The following is a 21,575-nucleotide window of genomic DNA, read 5'->3' on the forward strand; positions in this document are numbered from 1 at the left end:
GATGAAGAAACCGGGTTACACTACAATACTTACCGCTATTATGCACCGGAAGTCGGTCGGTTTATCACGCCTGACCCGATCGGGTTACTGGGCGGACTGAATTTATATCAGTATGCGCCGAATCCGCTGAGTTGGATCGACCCTTGGGGCTTGGCAAGTTGTAGAGTCATAAAGGCTAAAAGTCGAAATGATGCTTTAAGGCAAGCTCAAAATCATGCACAAGTTCCGAGGGTTTCTCGCGGCGGTCAAGACATTAGCTTGAATGATTTAAATCCAACTAGCCGTGGGGATAAATGGGGAAAGATGAAAGCTGATGGTGCTCAAAAATTAGGTCGCCGGAATCCTAATGGAAAAAACCAATGGTTTGAACATCCCGATGGACATCCTGACGCTGGCATGCCAAATATACCTAAACACCATGACTCCGGACATATTCATTCAATTAACACTAAAGGCGAAGAGGTTATATTTACATGGTAATCAAAGAGCGATTAATAAAATTTCCGGTTCCTGATTGGAATAGAGTAATAAGCTCTGATCTTGACTCAATAGCTTATTGCTTGTGTTATCAATATGATGTTGATATCAATAACTACGGGCCTTATGGATTTACTACTAGTACTTCTTTGAAAATCATTAATGATACATTCCCTAATATGTATTTCTATAAAAATGCAGATAATTCAACAAATGTGAAATTAATTAGTGTGGGAAATGTCAAAAATAAAGGTGCTTATCTATATGGTAGTAATGAAAAAATTGAGCACTTAAGTGTGGAATTAGATAAATATCAAATAATTGAAAAGAAAAATGAAATAAAAATGAGAAAATCGCTTAGTTTAGACCCGCCACCTGCAAAGCCTCTGATTTCAAATCTATCCAACAATCATGGATACGAAAGTGATGTTATAAAAAAAATAATAAGTTTTGGTTGTGGTTTTTTTATATATCACCATTACATGCCAGAAGCAGGGGACAGTTTTATATTGTTTGATAGAGAACTAGTATCTTCTTTAAAGAATTGCGCATTGAATTATGGTATCGAATTTTTAGAAGTTAGCTCTATAAATGATATGAAATCATGGTGATATTGACATTAGTTCGCATCTCGAACAGCGGTCTTCTATTCCCTCTGCTTCGCCCGAATCATTATCTTGTTCGCGGACGAAATGAATTTATAAGTATGTGAATGCTCTGTTAACTTGAACGGATCCGCGGGGTTGACTCCTTGGGGATTAGGTAAGTTTAACGAATGGTTTAATGCTGATTCAGTTCAAGATGTTATAGACAATAAAGCGTCAGTATCATCGGCCTTAAGGGGAAGCGGCGGAAAACATGAATTATTCCCTGTTTCGTTAGCAGCTAAAGCCAAAGAGTTAGGTTTTAGCGCTGAGGAGTTAAAAAAATACGCTGTAAACACGGATAGAATCACATTCACTAATGTAACTGATTCTAAAGGACTTCCTGTGCCGGATGGAGGGCACCATGGTAGCCGGTCTGGTAGACATTTCCATAATAAGTTAATTGCTGATTTAGAAGGTGCAACGTCTAAAGCTGATGCTAAGAAGATAATAGCTAGACATCATAAAGGTCACATGAAACTAAGCAGGTGTTAAATATGGAAAATAAAGTACACATTTGGATTGGAACTAATTTCTCCTCAGAAGAGGAATACATGGAATACTTTGAGTTGGATTATTCTGTTGAGGGAGACTTTAATAACCCTAATTATAGGCAGTGTGCGTTTTGCAAAGACATCGGCATCCAATGGTATGATGATGACTTCATTGGCATGATACCTAGACATAAGCAAGAAGTGTCTTTAGATGAGATACTACTCGATGCTGCTGTTGATCAGGATGAATTATCATTAGTAAAAAGTGAATGTGATAATTTGGGTATTAAAAAAGCTAATGCAATATTTTGGTATCAAGATCCCAACTTAGTGATAAAACGACCAATTAAAGATCAGTATAATGGGCTAAAATATATTGGTTTATTCAATGGCGACTAGCGAGTTTTGGGGGTGGGATAAGAAGCCAAGAATCATGCTTAGGTGTAACGGCTTGCAATCGAAAACGGTCGGGCTCGCAATCAGCGCAAATTTGAGCTCACATTAACTGACAATGAAAAGGTTGTGTCGCATTAACATTGCTGTGTCGGCAAAAATTGTGTTGCCTGTTTTTTAGGCGGCCAACAAATAAAATTGTTCTGCCGGTGATAGATGCTCTCCGGCAGGGTGCTGAAGTTGCCCTTTACGTATCATATGAGCCTATTCTGAACCCTCGATTTCACCCACTGGCATCTCCAACCGCAAATCCACCCATCGCCCATGCGGAATATCCACCGGCTGACCATCGCTGTAGCCGTCCCGTTTATTCTGGGCAAAATTCATCGAAAAGTGTATTGCCTTCGAATCATGAGGAGCTGTTTAGACAAAGCCAGCTAGATCCTAATGATCCTAAAACAAGTTGGACAAAAGTAGGTGAGGGGAAGAAAGCTAATTGGCATAGGTTCCAAAGTAGTGCTGCTGATGGTTCAGGTGCCTTCCATTGGAATGGTTCAACCGATGGTGTAGATATACGCGGAAACCCTCGTGCCATAGATAAGAAAAACGTACCTAAGTACGCAAGAAATATGAAGGGATGTTGAGTATGCCTAATATGATAGGAACAAAATCGACTGTTGGAATTGAATATGACATTTCTGATTCAAAATTATTTATGGGGTATGCCAGATTATGGTTTGAGGGTAATAGTTTAGGCGCATTGTCAGAGTTAATATATCTTGATGGTTACTTGGTTGGCGGTCTTATGGATATAATGAAAAAGGAAAGGTTACAACCTATTTTTGGGGGTGAATCTCAAGAGGCGATATTTTGTAAGTTAAATGAAGCGTTGTGTATATCCGATGATGATTTTTATGACGATGAAAAGAACGATTTAAGTGATTTAGCGAGAAGCTACTCTGTAAGTTTTGGTGCTTTTCTTGATGATTTCACTGTTTTTTCTTTCAGGGATGAGTCTGGTGAGGGTAATATCTTGTGGCAAATATCATCTCCAGTTGAGAACGTGGCTCATGCAGAATTGAAGAATTATCCCAGAAGGATATTCTATTCTAAATTCATCTATGATGATATTGAATTACTAATTAATAGAATAGAGTCTTTGAAGGCTGGTGCATGATGAGTTCAAATATTAATATCTAACTCTTTCTGGTTCAATATGGGTGTTACGATATTCGGTTTCGATTTTTTCCTCAGTATTGTCGAATATAGAGATTGCCTATTTGAATTCATTCCATGACTTGTGGAATGTTTTTGGCATATTTGTCAGATCGTTAACACAGATTTTAATATGAGCCATTAAGGTCTTGCTGCATTTCTGACGTAGCAGATTGAGATTGTTAACCTCTGTTTGGGTGGCTTCAACTTGTGATTCGTAGCACTGGCGTACGCGATCTAAACTTTTCAGCGTTTCTTTTTTTCAAAACCTCGTAACATGTTTCGTTCCTTGGGGATGTTGGCTAAGCAAATCAATCACTATATTGAGGTAGGAAACAAGTTGGTTCACTGAATCATGAGAGAAGTGAAGCCACTTATACAACTGCCTAGGCTAATCTCCTCAATGAAAAGACGTTTTTTTGGCATTCAATCAAATTTCATACACATATTACTGCAGTGATTCTAGACGATACGCGCATTGCTGCGCCTTGAGCTTGTTAGGTAATTCACTGAAGGATAAGAAATATGACCCAGCTCGATTCCGCTTTGGTGCGGTGAATACCATTCGCCGTGACCGTCTGTTAACCAATATGGATTGGCCCGTCATGTACCCAGCGTATTCTCGTAGCGCTCGCTACACCTACATTCCCGCCATCGCCACAATTTCTCCCGTTACCTCCAAAACAGTCTAGAAAACCATCATATATCATTATGATACTGTCACTTCACGTCTGTGATGTTCCGCGCCCCCCTTAAATCTGCCACAAATGTGTATAGAATTTCATGGTGATTTTTTAGTTACAAATACCCATCCAAAAAAATCGTCCAAAACACATTCTCTGTTTTCTTCTGGCAGGAGCAATTCGGGTCGCTGTCTAATCCGGTAAGTAGGATTCAGCTATAAATTGGAGGTTTAGCGGTTAGAAAGAAATTAAATTATTGTTCTATATAATAATTAAAAGTGGCACGCTTAATGAATTAAATAACCTTTTTTTGTAAGAGTTACGTTGCCATACCTTCATAATGAGTAATGAGTAATGAGTAATGAGTAATGAGTAATGAGTAATGAGTAATGAGTAATGAGTAATGAGTAATGAGTAATGAGTAATGAGTAATGAGTAATGAGTTTTTTATGCTACGGCTCAGTTTGTTAAATAATTAAGTATTAAATCGGTTCTTAATGTTTTTACATGTATTTTAATGATAATTAATCTGTCGAATATCTAGCAATGATGTACTCTTTTAATATTATTTGTGAATCTATCAGATAAGTCCCGTTGCGTTATGAGATATTTGGCTATGGCTGCTTTCAGCAGGATAAATCAAGGATAAGCAGGGAGTGGATTAACATGTATTTTAACAGGCAGTGGATTATACCTTATTTGTTAAGCGCACTATTAACTCAGGAAAATGAGATTATGTGCTCGGTGGCATTATGAAGACATTAATTGACTGTTATGTAGATGTTTTTCGTTTCGCTTTGATTCTGGAAAAACAGCCTGATTTTAACCATAATTATCAGTATGTTCGTGAAAAAACCACAGAGGTTTTTGAAAGGGCGGCGAAAGCCGCGGAGTCGCAGGGCTATAGTGATTCTGAATGCGATCGGGCATTATTGGCTGTCATGGTTTGGTTTGATGAGTTTATTTTATCCTCCTCGCTCTCTTATGCTAAGCAATGGAAAGATATTTTGCTGCAAACACAATTATTTCAGACCACTACCGGTGGGGATGTTTTTTTCAACCAGCTAGAAAAAATTGATAAAAATGAAAATGAGCTTCGAATGGTCTATTTACTTTGCCTGCGGCTAGGATTTCATGGGAAATATAACAAGGACAACGATATTTTCCTGGATAAAACTATTGCCAATGAAGAAAAATGCTTGCCTGAGTATTGTTATCTCAAATTAGTTGATATTAGCCATAAACTGATGTGTTCCAGGAAAAAATCAATAATTAAGTTGATATTAAATCGAGTTATTAATAGGAGATGGTCAGCATCTATTATTGTACTCCTTTTTTTCTCTGTTATTTCGTGGATTGAGTTTTTTTGATGCTTACAGGCTCGACCTATGATTAAGAAAGTAACGCTCCTCCACGGGGCGGGAATGTGGGCTCAGCGGTCTTTAGCTTTGCGTATCTTTATTACGCTATGGCGGGGATTTTGCCATAAAAAGGCCAGAATAGGATTATTAGTCATGCTATTCGGATTAATGGTTCTCTGGGGATGGCGGAGCTGGACATTAATCACTTTTAAAATAAAAAGCCTCGATCCAAATGCGTTGGTTACTCAATTACAGATCAACGAGCGCTGGCAAGATTCGCCGCTGAGTTATCTCCCTTTTATCCCCATATTGAAATGGCAGCATCGAACTATTGAAAAAGCGCTATTGGAAAGCGCTCCTGCTGATTTGGGAAATATCACAGAGGAATTTCGCCGCTATTATGACCGCTTCCGCACTGAAGCACCAATACGGCAGCGTGAAATGATACTGGCGTTGGCTCAGTATATTTTGGTTAAACAAAGCCTTTTCGAGCACGATTATCTTGCCGATTCTTTTGAACGGCTACGTTATGTCAAAAAACCAGTTTCTGATGTTGCCGCTCCTATTTTATTACCTTACATCCAATTAGCTTTGCAGCGTGCTCAATGGCGATTACAACCGGAAAAAAGCGAGTTAACTCAGCTACGGCAATTATTGGCTCGGTTAGTAGAAAGCGATCCCCAATGGCGCTGGTTGCTGGCCAGTGCATCTAATGCTTCGGTAAAGCCTGCAGTTAACATCTGGCTCCATTCTTTGTCTATGGACGATTTTCCCGATCTTTGGACGTTAGTCCGCGTACAGCAGGTAAATGATTGGCTGGAAACCGTTGAACAGGCGGTTGGCGATGATATTGCACTGACAACGTTCACCGCTTTTCGCCAGCAATGGCCATCTATTCGGCAGGAAAACTGGCTAGAGCTTCTATTTAACGTGGTTAATGAGGATTTTCCGCCATTGAGCGCGCAGGAGTGGCAGGATCGTTTGTTAAGTATCAGGCAGGGTAGTAGTCCGTCGATGGAATTTGCCAGACAAATGAATCTGCAATTATCTGATATTTCCGAAGCGCAGAGCCAGCCTTGGTTACAAGAACACCGGCGTTTAATCATTCTCGATCAATATACTACGCGATCACCGAACATGGGATATCTGCACAAAATAAAGCAACAATGGCAGCAGCGTATCGAGCGGTGGCTGATGCCGGAGCCTCGGTCGGCAGCGGCTTCAACCAAAGTGTCGCTCCGCGCATGGCAGGCTTGGCGAGAGGCATTAAGTTTTGCGGTTGAAGAAAGTATCAAGACTGCGCAGGATAGCCGTAATTTGACCGAAGGGTTGTTCCAGCAACAGGAGGAAACGACGAGTAATCCGCTGCAACGGCTGTTTCAACGTTATGTCGAACTGCAAAAAGGAGCCGGTAATCATGCGCAGGATTTGGGAATAATGGCGGTGTGGAAGCTGTATCAAAGCGACGGTGATTTTCTATTAGCTCATGCTATTCGCTGTACTGGATGCTGGGTTCAGAAACAGTGGGAGGATCAGGTATTGGAGCCAATGAACCAGAATGGGAAAGGGCTGAGCTACGATGAGCGGCAGGCGCTGGCGTGGCAGTATGTATCAGACTTTTTAGCTGGTCCGGCTCAGGCGATTTTGAGCATGAGTGATAAAGGGCCACAGATTAACCACTATCAGGGGAAATCTGCCGCTTTAACGCCGGGTTTTCTCGGATTGCTCGGAACCTTGTCGCAAAGAGAAAATACCATAGCCAATGTTGCTAGAAAAAATATGCAGCAGCCCTGGCCGAAAAGCCAGCAAGATAAGGCTTTGAAGGTCGATTCGGATGGTCTTCGCCAGCGCCATTCTTTGGACATAAATCCGCAACAATCGATGGCATCATGGTCATTCCAATTACCGCCGAAGGTTGTTCACTGCCAATAATATTATGTTAAATAGCTTGTCGATGGGATGGCCATTTAACGTGAATAATTATCATTTGCGTTAATTGTTGTAGTGATTTATGTAAACCAAGTGTGAAATATATGTGATTCTGTGCGCAAAAATAGACCAATTTTATGCTGGTTTTGTTAGTGATATCACGTCTAATATTCTTTTGAACCGATATATATCAATTTTGATACAAATATAACTAATTGATTATAAAGTGTTTTTGTAATTTCACACCGTCATTTATCTTCAAAAGTCAGTTGTTATTCCTTAGCTTGCTTATACTTGTCTGTACGAGTATATGTTAATAAACATCCAAAGCGAGCAGTGCCTATTGGCACTCAGAAACCCTGTTGAAGGAAATTGCCGTGACTGCTGAAAACAGATTTCGTGATAGTGAAATTCGCGCCCCGCGTGGTACGCAACTGAATGCCAAAAGCTGGTTTACCGAAGCGCCACTGCGCATGCTAATGAACAACCTGGATCCTGAGGTGGCTGAAAATCCTAAGGAATTAGTGGTTTATGGCGGAATTGGCCGAGCGGCTCGTAACTGGGAATGTTACGACAAAATTGTTGAAAGCCTGAAACAGCTTAATGATGACGAAACGCTGTTGATTCAGTCCGGTAAGCCCGTTGGTGTGTTTAAAACTCACAGCAACGCGCCACGAGTGCTGATCGCCAATTCCAATCTGGTGCCACATTGGGCCAATTGGGAGCACTTTAACGAACTGGATGCGAAAGGGCTGGCAATGTACGGTCAGATGACCGCAGGCAGTTGGATCTATATCGGTAGTCAAGGCATCGTACAGGGCACCTATGAGACATTTGTGGAAGCAGGCCGCCAACATTTTAACGGTAGCCTAAAAGGGCGCTGGGTTCTCACCGCCGGTTTAGGCGGGATGGGCGGCGCGCAGCCTCTGGCGGCCACTCTGGCGGGCGCTTGCTCGTTGAATATCGAGTGCCAGCAAAGCCGCATCGATTTTCGTTTAAAAACGCGCTATGTGGATGAGCAAGCAACGGATTTAGACGATGCGTTAGCGCGAATCAAAAAATATACCGCTGCTGGCGAAGCCGTTTCTATTGCTTTGTGCGGTAACGCCGCCGAAATTCTGCCGGAATTGGTACGCCGTGGCGTTCGCCCGGATATGGTGACTGACCAAACTAGCGCCCATGACCCTCTTAATGGTTATTTGCCGAAAGGTTGGGGCTGGGAAGAGTACCGTCAGCGCGCGCAAAGCGAACCAACTTTAGTCGTCAACGCGGCTAAAACCTCTATGGCCGAGCATGTTGAAGCCATGCTGGCTTTCCAAAAAATGGGTATCCCGACTTTCGATTACGGCAACAATATACGCCAAATGGCCAAAGACATGGGTGTCAGTAATGCTTTTGATTTCCCTGGCTTTGTTCCTGCCTATATTCGTCCATTATTCTGTCGCGGTATTGGGCCATTCCGCTGGGCTGCGCTCTCTGGAGAGGCGGAAGATATTTATAAAACTGATGCCAAAGTAAAAGAGCTGATTCCAGATGATGAGCATTTGCATCGTTGGCTGGATATGGCGCGCGAACGTATTAGTTTTCAAGGATTACCGGCGCGTATTTGCTGGGTCGGTTTAGGTCAGCGGGCAAAATTAGGCCTGGCTTTCAATGAGATGGTTCGCAGTGGCGAGCTGTCTGCCCCTATCGTTATTGGCCGCGATCATCTGGATTCCGGCTCGGTCGCCAGCCCGAACCGGGAAACTGAAGCGATGCAGGACGGCTCCGATGCAGTTTCTGACTGGCCGTTGCTTAACGCATTACTCAACACCGCCAGCGGCGCGACCTGGGTTTCTCTGCATCACGGCGGCGGCGTAGGCATGGGCTTCTCACAGCATTCCGGCATGGTCGTTGTATGCGACGGAAGCGATGAGGCCGCAGAACGTATTGCCAGAGTTCTTCATAACGATCCGGCCACCGGCGTGATGCGTCATGCCGATGCGGGATACGAGATTGCGATCAATTGCGCGCAACAACAAGGGCTTAACTTGCCGATGGTTGCCGCCACTCAAGGGAAAAAAGCATGAAAACTCTGACACTGCGTCCGGGTCAGTTGACGCTGGCCGATCTGCGCCATATTTATCAGCAGCCGGTACGCATCATCCTGGATGATGAATCCTATGGGCCAATTCAGAAAAGTGTGGATTGCGTGCAGGCCATTTTGGCCGAGAAACGCACCGCTTATGGTATTAACACCGGTTTTGGATTGCTAGCTTCAACCCGTATTGCGACGGAAGATTTGGAAAACTTACAGCGCTCAATCGTACTCTCTCACGCGGCTGGCGTCGGTGAAGCCAATGATGACGCTATCGTGCGCCTGATTATGGTTTTGAAAGTAAATAGTCTGGCTCGCGGTTTTTCCGGTATTCGTCTGGAAGTGATTCAGGCGCTTATTGCGATGATTAATGCCGAGGTTTACCCCCATATTCCGTTAAAAGGTTCCGTCGGCGCTTCAGGCGATTTGGCACCTCTGGCGCATATGAGTTTGCTGTTGTTGGGTGAAGGCAAGGCTCGTCATCAGGGGGCGTGGTTGTCAGCCACCGATGCGCTGGCAAAAGCCGGTCTTAAACCGCTGACGTTGGCGGCGAAAGAAGGGCTGGCGCTGCTCAATGGGACTCAGGTTTCTACCGCTTATGCGCTGCGCGGCTTGTTTGAAACGGAAGATTTGTATGCGGCCGCGACGGTATGTGGCGGTCTGACGGTTGAAGCGGCGTTGGGTTCGCGTAGTCCGTTCGATGCTCGCATTCATGAGGTACGTGGTCAGAGAGGGCAAATTGACGCCGCCCATGCTTACCGTCACTTGCTCGGCACAAAGAGCCAGGTTTCTGATTCCCATAGAAACTGCGAAAAAGTGCAGGACCCGTATTCTCTGCGCTGTCAGCCGCAGGTTATGGGCGCGTGTCTGACCCAAATGCGTCAGGCTGCCGAAGTTCTGGCGATTGAATCGAACGCAGTGTCTGATAACCCATTGGTCTTTGCCGAACAGGGCGACGTGCTATCTGGCGGTAACTTCCATGCGGAACCGGTGGCGATGGCGGCAGATAATTTGGCGCTGGCGCTGGCCGAGATAGGTTCTTTGTCTGAGCGTCGTATCTCGTTAATGATGGATAAACATATGTCCCAGTTACCGCCGTTCCTGGTGGATAACGGCGGCGTTAACTCCGGCTTTATGATTGCACAGGTGACCGCCGCGGCGCTGACCAGTGAGAATAAAGGGCTGGCTTTTCCATCAAGCGTGGATAGCATCCCGACCTCTGCGAATCAGGAAGACCACGTTTCTATGGCACCGAGAGCCGGTAAGCGCCTGTGGGAAATGGCCGAAAATGTGCGCGGGATTCTGGCGGTTGAGTGGCTGGCGGCCTGTCAGGGGCTGGATCTACGTAAGGGCTTAAAAACGTCTGATACGCTGGAATCTGCGCGCCATTTGCTCCGAGAACAGGTGGCCTATTATGATAAAGATCGCTTCTTCGCTCCCGACATTGAAGCCGCCAGTCAACTGCTGTCTCAGCGCCATTTAAATGCGTTGATGCCTGCCGGATTGCTTCCAAGCCTTTCATAAAATAATAAAAACAGATCTTATGGGTGATTCCAAATACTGGTATCACCCTCTCTGAACCCCTGCCTGAAAGGGCTTAAACATTGCGAGAATGCACCATGAAAAATGATTCATCCACGCTCAAACGCGGTCTTAGCGCGCGGCATATTCGCTTTATGGCGTTAGGTTCGGCCATTGGTACCGGGCTGTTTTATGGTTCGGCTGAGGCGATTCGTCTGGCTGGCCCGGCGGTGTTACTGGCTTACTTAATTGGTGGCGCAGCCGTTTTCATGGTGATGCGAGCGTTGGGTGAAATGGCGGTGCACGATCCGGTGGCAGGTTCTTTTGGTCATTATGCCGGTCGCTACCTCGGGCCGTTAGCAGGCTTTCTGACCGGCTGGACCTATACTTTTGAGATGGTCATCGTGGCGCTGGCCGACGTTACCGCGTTCGGTATCTATATGGGGTTATGGTTCCCAGACGCGCCGCAGTGGGTGTGGGTGCTCAGCATTATCTTCTTTATCGGCGCGCTGAATTTGTGCAGTGTTAAAGTATTTGGCGAAATGGAATTTTGGCTTTCATTGCTGAAAGTCACCGCAATTATCGCCATGATCGCCGCAGGTTTGGGCATTATGATGTTTGGCTTTGGTGCCGGGCATGAAAGCACTGGCTTAAGTAATTTGTGGTCGCATCAGGGTTTTATGCCGAATGGCATCAGTGGCGTGATAGCTTCATTTGCCGTCGTGATGTTTGCCTTTGGTGGTATTGAGATCATTGGGGTTACCGCCAGCGAAGCGAAGAATCCGGAAAAAGTGCTTCCGAAGGCCATCAACACGGTGCCGGTGCGCATTTTGCTGTTTTACGTTCTGACGTTATTAGTGCTGATGGCGATTTATCCGTGGAATAGCATTGGGCAGAATGGGAGCCCTTTTGTTGAGATTTTCAGCAGTCTGGGAATCAGTTCTGCGGCAAATATCCTTAATTTGGTGGTGATCACTGCCGCAATATCCGCGATCAACAGCGATATTTACGGCGCGGGGCGTATGATGTTTGGTATGTCTCAGGAAGGATTGGCACCTAAATGTTTTAGCCGCCTGACGCGTAATGGCGTGCCCTGGATGACGATTTTAGTGATGTCAGTGGCTTTGCTGTGCGGTGTGGTTCTTAACTATCTGATTCCGAAGAATGTATTCCTGATTATTGCCTCTATCGCCACTTTTGCCACCGTGTGGGTATGGCTGATGATCCTGATTTCGCAGGTAGCCATGCGCCGCTCCATGAGTAAGGAAAGTGCCTCTCGTCTGGCATTCCCGGTGCCATTCTGGCCGGTAGCACCAATGCTGGCCATTCTGTTTATGGGCTTTATTATTATGGTGTTGGGCTATTTCCCGGATACTCGGATTGCGATGTATGTAGGATTAGGCTGGATCATATTAATGACGCTGGCATGGTGGATTTGGGCGCGAAAAGCGTCGGCAACACCGGTTGACCTGACAGAGCGTAGCGAGTCTTAAACTACGTTGAGGAAAGGAATGAACGGGCTGCTTGATGCAGCCTGTTTTACTTCACTACTTCACTACTTCACTACTTCACTTTCGTTTTAACTCTCTTTTGATTTCCCCGCCGTTGACGCATTAATTTTCGCTGCCAGCTGATGTGTTAACTTCGTCAATTCGGTATTTTGGCGCAATAATTCCAGCATTTGTTCGGCCATGGTCGCGGCCATTTTCTGTCGTTCCTCATTGGCGATAGCCAGCGCCTCCCGGTGCTGTGCGTCAGCTTCGGCATTGGCTTTATCACGTTCAGCCTGACGAGTTTGAGCCAACAGGATCAGCGGCGCAGCGTAGGCGGCCTGTAAGCTGAACGCCAGATTCAGCAAGATAAAGGGATAGATATCAAATTTGGCGAAACCCATAACGTTGGCACCGATCCACAGAACAACAATCAGCGTTTGTGCTCCCAGAAAAAGCGGAGTGCCAAAAAATCGGGCGAAAGCCTCTGCTTTTAGCGCAAACCAGCCGTTGCCAAAGGGGCCGGACAGATGCTCGTGAGTGTGATGGAAGCGAAGATAATCACGACGCGAGCCGCTACCTGATTTGGTCGTTGGCTCAGTTTGAGGGCTATTCATATGTTTTATCCATATAGTGAATTTGTGAGATTCAATTTTAACTAGGGTCTTTATTTACCTTAGTGGAAAATAGCGCAGGTTGTTTTAGTCGTTTAATTAATCAATTGCTTATTTATTCAACGTTAACTTCTATTCTAGCCGAATGAAATCCGGTTAAGATACTGGGATTGCCGAATGGTGATAAACTCAATGTTATATTGATTCCTAATACAGGTCGGGAGTAGCGACGCATGCCTACCAGAGCTATTACGCGGTGGATTAAACGAATTGTACTGGTAGTGGTGGTGATTGCCGTTACCCTATTGGCCGTGCGAATTTACGATACGCAAAGAGGCCCTAAACTTGAGCTTTGGCATACCTTTGTTCCCCATGAAATGCGGGCGGGAGAAATAGATAAAGCCAACTGGGCGGATTATCTGAAAGCGGAAGACAATGTTTTTGCCGAAGTTAAAGCTAATGTGACGGACAAGCTGGAACCCAGAGTTGAGGTGCCGTTAAACCGTTACTATTCCGGTAGCCCTATTTATTCCCCGCATTTTGCCAATGACTGGAACCGTTCTTATATATTGAATCCGGAAGGCACGCCGAAAGGGGCTGTGGTTTTATTACACGGTTTAACCGATACGCCATACAGCCTACGTCATATTGCCGAAAATTATCGTCAACGAGGCTACGTGGCTGTCGGTATTCGTTTGCCGGCTCATGGTTCTGTACCTGCGGCGTTGACGGATGTGGATTGGCAGGATTGGATGGCCGCTACCCGTTTGGCGGTTCGTGAAGCCAAGATATTGAGCGGAAAAGAGTTGCCGCTGCATGTTGTGGGCTTTTCCAACGGCGGCGCGCTGGCGATGAAGTATGCGTTGGATTCTCTGGAAGATCCGCAGTTAGCGAAACCTGAGCGAGTGATCCTGATTTCACCGATGATTGGCGTCACCAGTTTTGCCCGTTTTGCCGGTATCGCTGGCTGGCCCGCTATTTTCCCCGCGTTTGCAAAAGCGTCCTGGTTGGGCATAGTGCCGGAGTTTAACCCGTTTAAATACAATTCGTTCCCGGTAAATGCGGCTCGACAATCCTACCTGTTGACGGCGGCGCTGCAACAGCAGATTTCCCGCGATGCGCGAGATAACAAACTGGAAAGTCTGCCGCCCATTCTGACCTTCCAGTCGCTGATGGATTCCACCGTTAGTACCCGCGCTGTGGTTACCGCGTTGTACAATCACCTGCCAAAAAATGGCAGTGAAGTGGTGCTGTTTGATTTAAACCGCGCCGCTAGCTTTGGCCCGTTATTACGCACGTCGTCTTATACCGCGTTGGCTCGTTTGTTGCCGCCGCCGCCGCGTAACTACAACACCACGGTAATTACCAATGTGTCACCGGAAAGTAACGACACTTTGGCCATAACCACTCTGGCCGGTGAAACCACGGAAACGTCAGTACCGACCGGATTGATTTATCCACCGGACATTTTCTCGCTGTCTCACGTGGCTTTGCCTTTCCCAATGAGCGATTCGCTGTATGGCCGCTATCCGGAACCTCGGGATCAGTACGGTATCAGCTTGGGCACCTTTGCTGCGCGCGGGGAGCGAGCGGTGCTGGTAGTGGGATTAGATTCTCTGATGCGTATTTCATCAAATCCGTTCTATCCGTATATGCTGCAACGCATTGATGCCAAAATAGACGCGCCAGCTAAGTAACTAAGTAAAGTAAGCGCAGAAAGCCTCCATTTACTGGGGGCTTTTTATTTGAGCTGAAATTGCTTGCGATTACATCGCACACTATATATATTGAATCCATAGTTTTTGAATTGGACGCCTGACGTTGAAGAATCCGTTACTGCTTGACCAGCAAATGTGCTTTGCACTGTATTCCGCCAATCTGGCGTTGCATAAAGTTTATCGTAAGCTGTTGGGGAAGCTGGGTCTGACCTATCCGCAATATTTGGTGATGCTGGTGCTGTGGGAAAGGGATGAAGTGACGGTATCGGATATTGGACAACGGCTGTTTTTGGATTCCGCGACTCTCACGCCATTGTTAAAACGTATGGAAAACGCAGAACTGCTGATCCGCACCCGCGCATCCAATGATGAGCGGCAGGTGATCATCCGTTTGACCGAGCAAGGTCGTGCGTTGCGCGAGCAGGCTCAGGGTATTCCAGAAGCGGTGATGTGCGCTGCAGACTGTGATTTTGATAAATTAGTAGATATAAAACAACAGCTTGAATCATTGCGAGAGAAGTTGTTGCAGGAAATCTGATTTCCATAGATGAGAGCCACAATGACATGGCTCCAATCTGTTCTACACTTATTATTGTAAAACCATTTAAATAGTGTGCGATTTAATAGTAACTTATTTAAATGTTATTTCTTGAAACATAAACTAGGCCAATGATTACCTAAAAAGGAAAATATTATGTCTATTGAGAAAGTTGTTTATCGTGCGAAAGCCAAAGCTACCGGTGGCCGTGACGGCCGTGCGACCTCTTCTGACGGCGTACTGGATGTTAAACTGGGTGTGCCAAAGGAAATGGGCGGCGCTGGCGGCGCAGTCACCAACCCAGAGCAACTGTTTGCTGCTGGCTATTCTGCTTGCTTCCTTGGCGCGCTGAAGTTTGTCGCCGCTCAGGATAAAGTGAAAATTCCTGATGATGCGCAAATCGAAGGAACCGTTGGTATTGGCGCTATTCCTACTGGTTTCGGCATTGAAGTCCAGCTGGATATCAGCCTGCCGGGCGTTGAGCGCAGCGTAGCGGAAGAGTTGGTGAAAAAAGCCCACATTGTGTGCCCTTACTCTAATGCCACTCGCGGCAATATCGACGTGACGCTGAACCTGAAGTAATAGGCTCGTCTGGATTTTATGCATCCATAAAGGGCGAAATGTCCTTTATGGGTGATTTATCTATTCCCCTCTTTTATTTACCTTTCTCTCGCCATTCCTCTGTTTTTTTCCTGATTTTCTCGCCATAACTTTGTTCCGGCGCATGTCTGCTCGCGTGATAATCCATAAGATATTTATTGCTGGTGAAATCAATAGTGTGCTTATCACCTGTAAACGGAACCAGCAGTGATGATTACTGTCTGATACATTCAAGTTGTAAATAGTTTGCCCCCGGGATCCCATTTTTTATGGACAGAGTTAAGTCTTTATCGCAGCAAAACATGTCTTTGTTGTTGGCTATCTATATTGGTATTTTCCTGAATATTTCGGTCTTTTACCGTAGATTCGACTCATTTTCCCAGGGTATTCAAGGTATAAAGGTGCTTTCCGCCGTCACTGAGGTGGTGGCTATTATTCTGTTTACCTTCTTTATGATGCGCCTGATTTCGCTGGGTGGCCGTTTGTTTTACCGCATTACTGCCAGCCTGTTAGTGCTGATTTCCGTTGCTGCCAGCTATTACATGACGTTCTTCAACGTAGTGATTGGTTACGGCATCGTGGTGTCGGTGATGACGACGGATATCGACCTCTCGAAAGAGGTCATTGGTCTGCATTTCGTTCTATGGATGGCGTTGGTCAGCGTCTTACCGTTGCTGCTGATTTGGAAGAACGCTTTGCGATTAACGTTGCTAGAGCAGTGTCGCACGCCGGGTCAGCGTATTAAGCCATTGTTATTACTGGTCGCCGCGGTGGCTTTGGTTTGGTTGCCTTTACGCTATCTGGATAAGGCGCAAAAACTGGATGAACAGCTAAAAACGGTAGATTTACCGAGTTATGGCGGCGTGGTGGCTCACTCTTACTTACCGTCTAACTGGCTGGCTGCCTTGGGTTTATATGCTTACACCCAATATGACGAAAGCCACGATGCAGCTACGTTACTCGATCCCACCAAAGAATTTACCTATGTTGCCCCCGCAGATATCGATCAAACCTATGTCGTCTTTATTATTGGCGAAACGACCCGCTGGGATCATATGGGAATTTTGGGCTATCCGCGTGATACCACGCCGCGCCTGAGTAAAGAAAAGAATTTGGTGGCTTTCAAGGGGACGTCTTGCGATACCTCGACAAAACTTTCTCTGCGCTGCATGTTTGTTCGGGAAGGCGGGGCGGCAGATAACCCGCAGCGTACTTTGAAGGAACAGAATATTTTCTCCGTGCTGAAATCACTGGGCTTCAGCTCTGAACTGTTCGCGATGCAAAGCGAAGTGTGGTTCTACAATAATGCCAATGCGGATAATTACTCATTCCGTGAAATCATTGCCTCTGAGAAACGCAACGACGGCAAACCGGTGGATGACATGTTGTTAGTAGATGAACTGAAAGAGTCACTGGGCCGCTATCCGGATGGAAAGCATCTGGTGGTATTACATACCAAAGGTTCTCATTATTTATATTCTCAACGTTATCCCCGCAGTTACGCTCGCTACACGCCGGAATGTATGGGCGTAGACGATTCCTGTACTCGTCAGCAATTGGTCAATGCCTTTGATAATAGCGTGTTATATACGGATACTTTCATTGCTAACGTTATCGATCAGGTAAGAGATAAAAAAGCGTTGGTATTTTACGCCGCCGATCATGGCGAATCCATTGCCGCCAACGCTCATTTCCACGGTACTCCTCGTGAAATGGCTCCTGTAGAGCAATTCCGTGTTCCTCTGTTGGTGTGGGCTTCCGATAAATTCCTGGCGGAACCGCAGCACCAAAATGCGTTTGAGAATTTACAGGCCCAACAACGCCTGGGAACCCAACATCGTCATGAAGAGCTGTTTGATTCCATATTGGGTTGTCTGGGTTATACCTCGCCAGACGGGGGAATTGCGCAGAAAAATAACTGGTGTCATGCGCCAGAGAAGAAAATTCGTCGCGCTAATTAATCATCCACGCCGGCTAGTTATGCTATCCGGCGTTAATCCTGTTTCCTTCCGCAGTTGAGCATCGCTTGTTGTATACTCCTCGCCATATTTCCCCCAGTAACTGGAGACCTCCATGACTTATCGCGTGGCGTTTATTGACGATCATGACATTGTGCGATCGGGCTTTGTGCAGCTGTTATCCATGGAGGACGACATCCAGGTGGTTGGGGAATTTAGTTCGGCAGAGCAGGCGCGCGCAGGTTTGCCGGGGCTGAATCCGCATATTTGTATTTGTGATATTTCCATGCCAGATCAAAGCGGTTTGGATTTGTTGAAAGACATTCCCTCCGGTATCGGCGTGATCATGCTGTCGATGCACGACAGTCCGGCGCTGGTTGAAATGGCGCTAGAACGCGGTGCCAAGGGCTTTTTGTCCAAGCGCTGCAAGCCGGATGACCTGATTACGGCGGTACGCACCGTGGGCGGCGGTGGCGTTTATCTGATGCCGGAAATTGCCCAGCGGCTGGTGCAAGTCGCGGTCGATCCGCTGACACGCCGTGAACGAGAAGTGGCTATTTTACTGGCTCAGGGGATGGAAGTGAGGGAAATTGCCGAATCTTTGGGTTTATCCCCTAAAACCGTACATGTGCATCGGGCTAATCTGTTCGCCAAATTAGGTGTCAGTAATAACGTTGAATTAGCGAAGCGAGTTTTGAATTTATGATGCAGCGCCTGATTACGCTGTTAGCGTTGTTTTTTATCTATTTCACCGCTGCATTTTGTCTGTGGAGCATTGGGACGCTGCTGGTCGAACAGCCATTACAGGCATTATTGCTCTTCCCCTTCGGGCTGCGTTTAGGCATTTTACTGCAAAGCCCGCGCGGTTACTGGCCGGGAATCTTATTGGCCGACACTTTGCTGTTATGGTTGCTGGCAGATCAATTCGATAGCCTGATATTACTGTGGACTGCCTTACCCGTATTGCTGTTTACCACGTTGCTGGCAGTGTTTGCCTCCCCTTGGCTATTGCGGCACCAGCAGAGCGATAGCGAGTGGCAGTGGCCGTTGATGCAAGGTTCGGTGGTTGCTATCGCCGCGTTGATTCAGGCATTGATATGGCAGCTTTCCACCGCGCAGGGCGCGATGGCGCTACTTTTGGGGCTGGCGGGAGGATTTACCATAGCGCCCACCTGCCTGTTGCTGTGGCACTATCTGGCGCGACAAATCTGGCTGCCGCTGGAGCCGGGGCTGATTCACAAGCCTATTAACCTGCGTTTGCGCCATCTGGTGTGGTATTTGCTGCTGTTTGCTCTGAGTATCTGGCTGCAACATCAGGTAAGCGAAGCGGAATTAAGGCGTTTTGCACCATTTTGTCTGGCTATCCCCATTGTGTTTATGTCCTATCGCTATGGCTGGCAGGGGGCATTAGTGGCGACCTTGCTAAACGGTGTCGCGCTGATGGTTAATGAACCCGCCCAGCTTGATTCTCATCGGGATTTATTGCTTTCTCTGTTGGCACAAAGTCTGACTGGCTTATTGTTGGGGGCGGGCATTCAACGTCAGCGGGAACTGAATCAGCAACTTTCTGCGCGTCTGAGTGAAAATCGCCGATTAGCCAGAGACTTAGTGATTGCCGAAGAAAGAACCCGGCGGGAAGTCGCGCGCGAGCTGCACGATGAAGTAGGGCAAAGTATTACGGTCATTCGCACTCAGGCGACCATCATCCGGCGCTTGACGGATCAGGCACCGGTAGTGAGTTGTTCTGACGTGATTGAGACTCTGGCGCTGCGGGTTTATGACGGCGTTCATGATGTTCTGAAGCAGCTGTGGCCAGCAGCGCTGAACAATTTACCGCTTTCTGCGGCGGTGGCGGCGCTGATGCGCGAACTTATTCCGCAGGATGAATCTGTGGTTGGCGTATTGCAATGGCAACTGAGCGATGGGCAATTGGATGAAACCCTGAAAATCACCTTGTATCGCATCTGTCAGGAAGGCGTGACGAACGCTTATCGCCACGGCGAAGCCAGTCGCATCGAGGTCGATGCCCGGCAGGTTAAGCAGCAGGTGCATCTGACTATTCGCGATAACGGAAAAGGGGTGAATCTGGAGAAGTTCACGCCTGGCTACGGTTTACGTGGGATGCAGGAGCGGGTTAGCGCGCTGGGCGGGCACTTCAAATTTCAGGTGGATAACGGTACCTGTTTGAGTGTGATCCTGCCCACAGTTCCTTCGCTAACTAAGCAAAACTAGGAAATACTCTCGGTGCCGGTGGGAATGTACCCCGTTTCTTTCCTACGCGCGCGCGCCATGATGACCACACTTTTATTAATGTCTGAGGTTCAACATGTGGTCTTTCTTTAAAAGCCGCGATAACGTGCCGCCGGTAACGGATCAAAAAGAAATTGATGCGACCTACAAATATTGGCGTATTCAGTTGATGTGGACGATGTACATTGGCTATGCCGCCTTTTACTTCACCCGCAAAAGTTTCAACTTCATCATGCCAGCAATGCTCAGCGATTTAGGCCTGACCATGTCTGACGTCGGCATTTTAGGCACGCTATTTTATATCACCTACGGCTGTTCCAAATTTATTTCCGGCATGATCAGTGACCGTTCCAACCCGCGCTACTTTATGGGTATCGGCCTGATTATGACGGGGATAATTAATATTCTATTTGGTATGAGTTCTTCCCTGCTGCTATTTGGCGCGCTATGGATTTTAAACGCCTTCTTTCAGGGCTGGGGCTGGCCGCCGTGTTCCAAAATTCTGACTAGCTGGTACTCCCGCTCTGAGCGCGGCGGCTGGTGGGCGATCTGGAATACTTCTCATAACTTTGGTGGTGCTTTAATCCCACTGCTGGTGGGCGGTATTTCTCTGCATTTCAGTTGGCGTTACGGCATGATCATTCCTGGCATTATTGGCGTCGTGATTGGTTTGCTGATGTGCTGGCGTCTGCGTGATAAGCCAAGCACCATGGGGCTGCCGAGCGTTGGTAAATGGCGTAATGACGCCATGGAACTGGTACAGGAATCTGAAGGTCTGGGTCTGACCAACAAAGAAATCGTGAAACGCTATGTATTGACGAACAAATACATCTGGCTGCTGGCGGTATCTTATGTGCTGGTTTATATCGTGCGTACCGCGATTAATGACTGGGGTAACCTGTATCTGACTCAGGAAAAAGGTTATTCCCTGATGACCGCAAACTCGGCAATTTCATTGTTTGAAGTCGGCGGTTTTATCGGTTCTCTGGTCGCCGGTTGGGGTTCTGATAAATGGTTCCGCGGTAACCGTGGGCCAATGAACCTGATTTTCTCTATCGGTATCTTCCTGTCCGTGGCGTCCCTGTGGATTATGCCGGGCATCAGCTATGTACTTCAGGCAGGTTGCTTCTTCGCGATTGGTTTCTTCATTTTCGGGCCACAGATGCTAATCGGTATGGCGGCGGCAGAATGCTCCCATAAAGACGCTGCCGGTGCGGCTACCGGGTTTGTTGGTCTGTTTGCCTATCTGGGGGCCGCATTATCTGGCTACCCGATTGCACGCATCATGGAAGTGTGGCACTGGAACGGCTTCTTCGTGGTTATCTCTATTGCTGCCTGTATGTCCGCGTTGTTCCTGTTGCCATTCCTACGCGCGCAGTCACCGCGTCAGGTTGAAGCCAACGCCTGATCAAAGAGGTAGAAAAGGGGGAGGTAAGTCACTTTTTAGTCAGCGCCGGTGATTTTATCAACACTCGGCGCAGGGTTGTTAAAAAGTGATTGACGCCCCAGGAGCGTAGCAGTAAGATGCGCCCCGATTCGGCGAGTAGCGCAGCTTGGTAGCGCAACTGGTTTGGGACCAGTGGGTCGGAGGTTCGAATCCTCTCTCGCCGACC

Annotated in this window: 19 protein-coding genes, 1 tRNA gene and 1 pseudogene; 18 read left to right on the forward strand and 3 right to left on the reverse strand. The window is 46.9% G+C overall.

Annotated elements, in window-relative coordinates:
* From DBA33_RS21035 to DBA33_RS19265, 4 genes are all read left to right on the forward strand, one after another.
* A partial coding sequence (locus DBA33_RS21035; protein ID WP_240442728.1) for an RHS repeat-associated core domain-containing protein occupies nt 1-480 on the forward strand: 480 nt, incomplete at its 5' end.
* Complete coding sequence (locus DBA33_RS19255; RefSeq protein ID WP_064515839.1) at nt 474-1,088, forward strand: hypothetical protein; 615 nt, start codon at nt 474-476, stop codon at nt 1,086-1,088. The genes DBA33_RS21035 and DBA33_RS19255, both read left to right, overlap by 7 nt.
* A gap of 132 nt (nt 1,089-1,220) precedes the next feature.
* Complete coding sequence (locus DBA33_RS19260; RefSeq protein ID WP_120807012.1) at nt 1,221-1,616, forward strand: hypothetical protein; 396 nt, start codon at nt 1,221-1,223, stop codon at nt 1,614-1,616.
* A 2-nt stretch (nt 1,617-1,618) separates the two neighbouring features.
* Complete coding sequence (locus DBA33_RS19265) at nt 1,619-2,014, forward strand: immunity 22 family protein (protein ID WP_120807013.1); 396 nt, start codon at nt 1,619-1,621, stop codon at nt 2,012-2,014.
* Nucleotides 2,015-2,185: 171 nt separating this feature from the next.
* On the opposite strand, the pseudogene DBA33_RS19270 reads toward DBA33_RS19265, so the two are convergent.
* A pseudogene (locus tag DBA33_RS19270) lies at nt 2,186-2,269 on the reverse strand (IS6 family transposase); the annotation flags it as partial.
* A gap of 3 nt (nt 2,270-2,272) precedes the next feature.
* Nucleotides 2,273-2,395, reverse strand: a complete 123-nt coding sequence (locus tag DBA33_RS21190) for a hypothetical protein (RefSeq protein ID WP_256966713.1) — start codon at nt 2,393-2,395, stop codon at nt 2,273-2,275.
* Nucleotides 2,396-2,654: 259 nt separating this feature from the next.
* Between DBA33_RS21190 and DBA33_RS19275 the strand changes: the two genes are divergently transcribed.
* The 6 genes from DBA33_RS19275 to DBA33_RS19300 all read left to right on the forward strand — a co-directional run bounded on the left by DBA33_RS19275 (nt 2,655) and on the right by DBA33_RS19300 (nt 12,287).
* Nucleotides 2,655-3,185, forward strand: a complete 531-nt coding sequence (locus DBA33_RS19275) for a hypothetical protein (protein WP_120807014.1) — start codon at nt 2,655-2,657, stop codon at nt 3,183-3,185.
* Between the two features lie 1,473 nt (nt 3,186-4,658).
* Complete coding sequence (locus DBA33_RS19280) at nt 4,659-5,276, forward strand: DotU family type IV/VI secretion system protein (protein ID WP_064515829.1); 618 nt, start codon at nt 4,659-4,661, stop codon at nt 5,274-5,276.
* 18 nt (nt 5,277-5,294) lie between these two features.
* Nucleotides 5,295-7,199, forward strand: a complete 1,905-nt coding sequence (locus DBA33_RS19285; protein ID WP_162975247.1) for a hypothetical protein — start codon at nt 5,295-5,297, stop codon at nt 7,197-7,199.
* A 374-nt stretch (nt 7,200-7,573) separates the two neighbouring features.
* The gene (gene hutU / locus DBA33_RS19290) at nt 7,574-9,265 is read left to right on the forward strand and encodes a urocanate hydratase (RefSeq protein ID WP_064515825.1); all 1,692 of its coding nucleotides are present in this window, start codon (nt 7,574-7,576) and stop codon (nt 9,263-9,265) included.
* Nucleotides 9,262-10,797, forward strand: a complete 1,536-nt coding sequence (gene hutH / locus DBA33_RS19295) for a histidine ammonia-lyase (RefSeq protein WP_064515822.1) — start codon at nt 9,262-9,264, stop codon at nt 10,795-10,797. The genes hutU and hutH overlap by 4 nt, the downstream gene beginning before the upstream one ends.
* A gap of 95 nt (nt 10,798-10,892) precedes the next feature.
* A complete protein-coding gene (locus DBA33_RS19300) occupies nt 10,893-12,287 on the forward strand; it encodes an amino acid permease (RefSeq protein ID WP_064515819.1) in 1,395 nt (464 codons plus the stop codon).
* Between the two features lie 86 nt (nt 12,288-12,373).
* Here the strand turns inward: DBA33_RS19300 and DBA33_RS19305 are convergent, their stop codons facing one another.
* On the reverse strand, nt 12,374-12,901 hold the full coding sequence (locus DBA33_RS19305) for a DUF1003 domain-containing protein (RefSeq protein WP_064515816.1): 528 nt from the start codon (nt 12,899-12,901) through the stop codon (nt 12,374-12,376).
* 230 nt (nt 12,902-13,131) lie between these two features.
* Here DBA33_RS19305 and DBA33_RS19310 point away from each other — a divergent pair, with 230 nt between their 5' ends.
* The 8 genes from DBA33_RS19310 to DBA33_RS19345 all read left to right on the forward strand — a co-directional run bounded on the left by DBA33_RS19310 (nt 13,132) and on the right by DBA33_RS19345 (nt 21,573).
* Entirely contained in the window at nt 13,132-14,595 is a 1,464-nt protein-coding gene (locus tag DBA33_RS19310; RefSeq protein WP_064515813.1) for an alpha/beta hydrolase, read from the forward strand.
* Between the two features lie 154 nt (nt 14,596-14,749).
* Nucleotides 14,750-15,154 carry a MarR family transcriptional regulator gene (locus tag DBA33_RS19315; protein ID WP_064515810.1) on the forward strand — a complete coding sequence of 135 codons (405 nt, stop codon included), beginning with the start codon at nt 14,750-14,752 and terminating at the stop codon, nt 15,152-15,154.
* A 156-nt stretch (nt 15,155-15,310) separates the two neighbouring features.
* Entirely contained in the window at nt 15,311-15,736 is a 426-nt protein-coding gene (locus DBA33_RS19320; RefSeq protein ID WP_064515808.1) for an organic hydroperoxide resistance protein, read from the forward strand.
* A gap of 287 nt (nt 15,737-16,023) precedes the next feature.
* Nucleotides 16,024-17,715 carry a kdo(2)-lipid A phosphoethanolamine 7''-transferase gene (gene eptB / locus DBA33_RS19325; protein WP_120807017.1) on the forward strand — a complete coding sequence of 564 codons (1,692 nt, stop codon included), beginning with the start codon at nt 16,024-16,026 and terminating at the stop codon, nt 17,713-17,715.
* A gap of 112 nt (nt 17,716-17,827) precedes the next feature.
* Nucleotides 17,828-18,418 (forward strand): transcriptional regulator UhpA, encoded by a 591-nt coding sequence (gene uhpA / locus DBA33_RS19330; protein WP_064515803.1) that lies wholly within the window; start codon nt 17,828-17,830, stop codon nt 18,416-18,418.
* Nucleotides 18,415-19,944: a signal transduction histidine-protein kinase/phosphatase UhpB gene (gene uhpB / locus DBA33_RS19335; RefSeq protein WP_064515799.1), complete on the forward strand. Its 1,530-nt coding sequence runs from the start codon at nt 18,415-18,417 to the stop codon at nt 19,942-19,944. Before uhpA ends, uhpB begins: the two co-directional genes overlap by 4 nt.
* A 94-nt stretch (nt 19,945-20,038) precedes the next feature.
* Nucleotides 20,039-21,370, forward strand: a complete 1,332-nt coding sequence (locus tag DBA33_RS19340) for an MFS transporter (protein WP_064515798.1) — start codon at nt 20,039-20,041, stop codon at nt 21,368-21,370.
* A gap of 129 nt (nt 21,371-21,499) precedes the next feature.
* A tRNA-Pro gene (locus DBA33_RS19345) sits at nt 21,500-21,573 on the forward strand.
* The last annotated feature ends 2 nt before the right edge of the window (nt 21,574-21,575 follow it).

The organism is Yersinia sp. IP36721, assembly GCF_003634395.1.
GTDB classification, from domain to species: Bacteria; Pseudomonadota; Gammaproteobacteria; order Enterobacterales; family Enterobacteriaceae; genus Yersinia; species Yersinia entomophaga.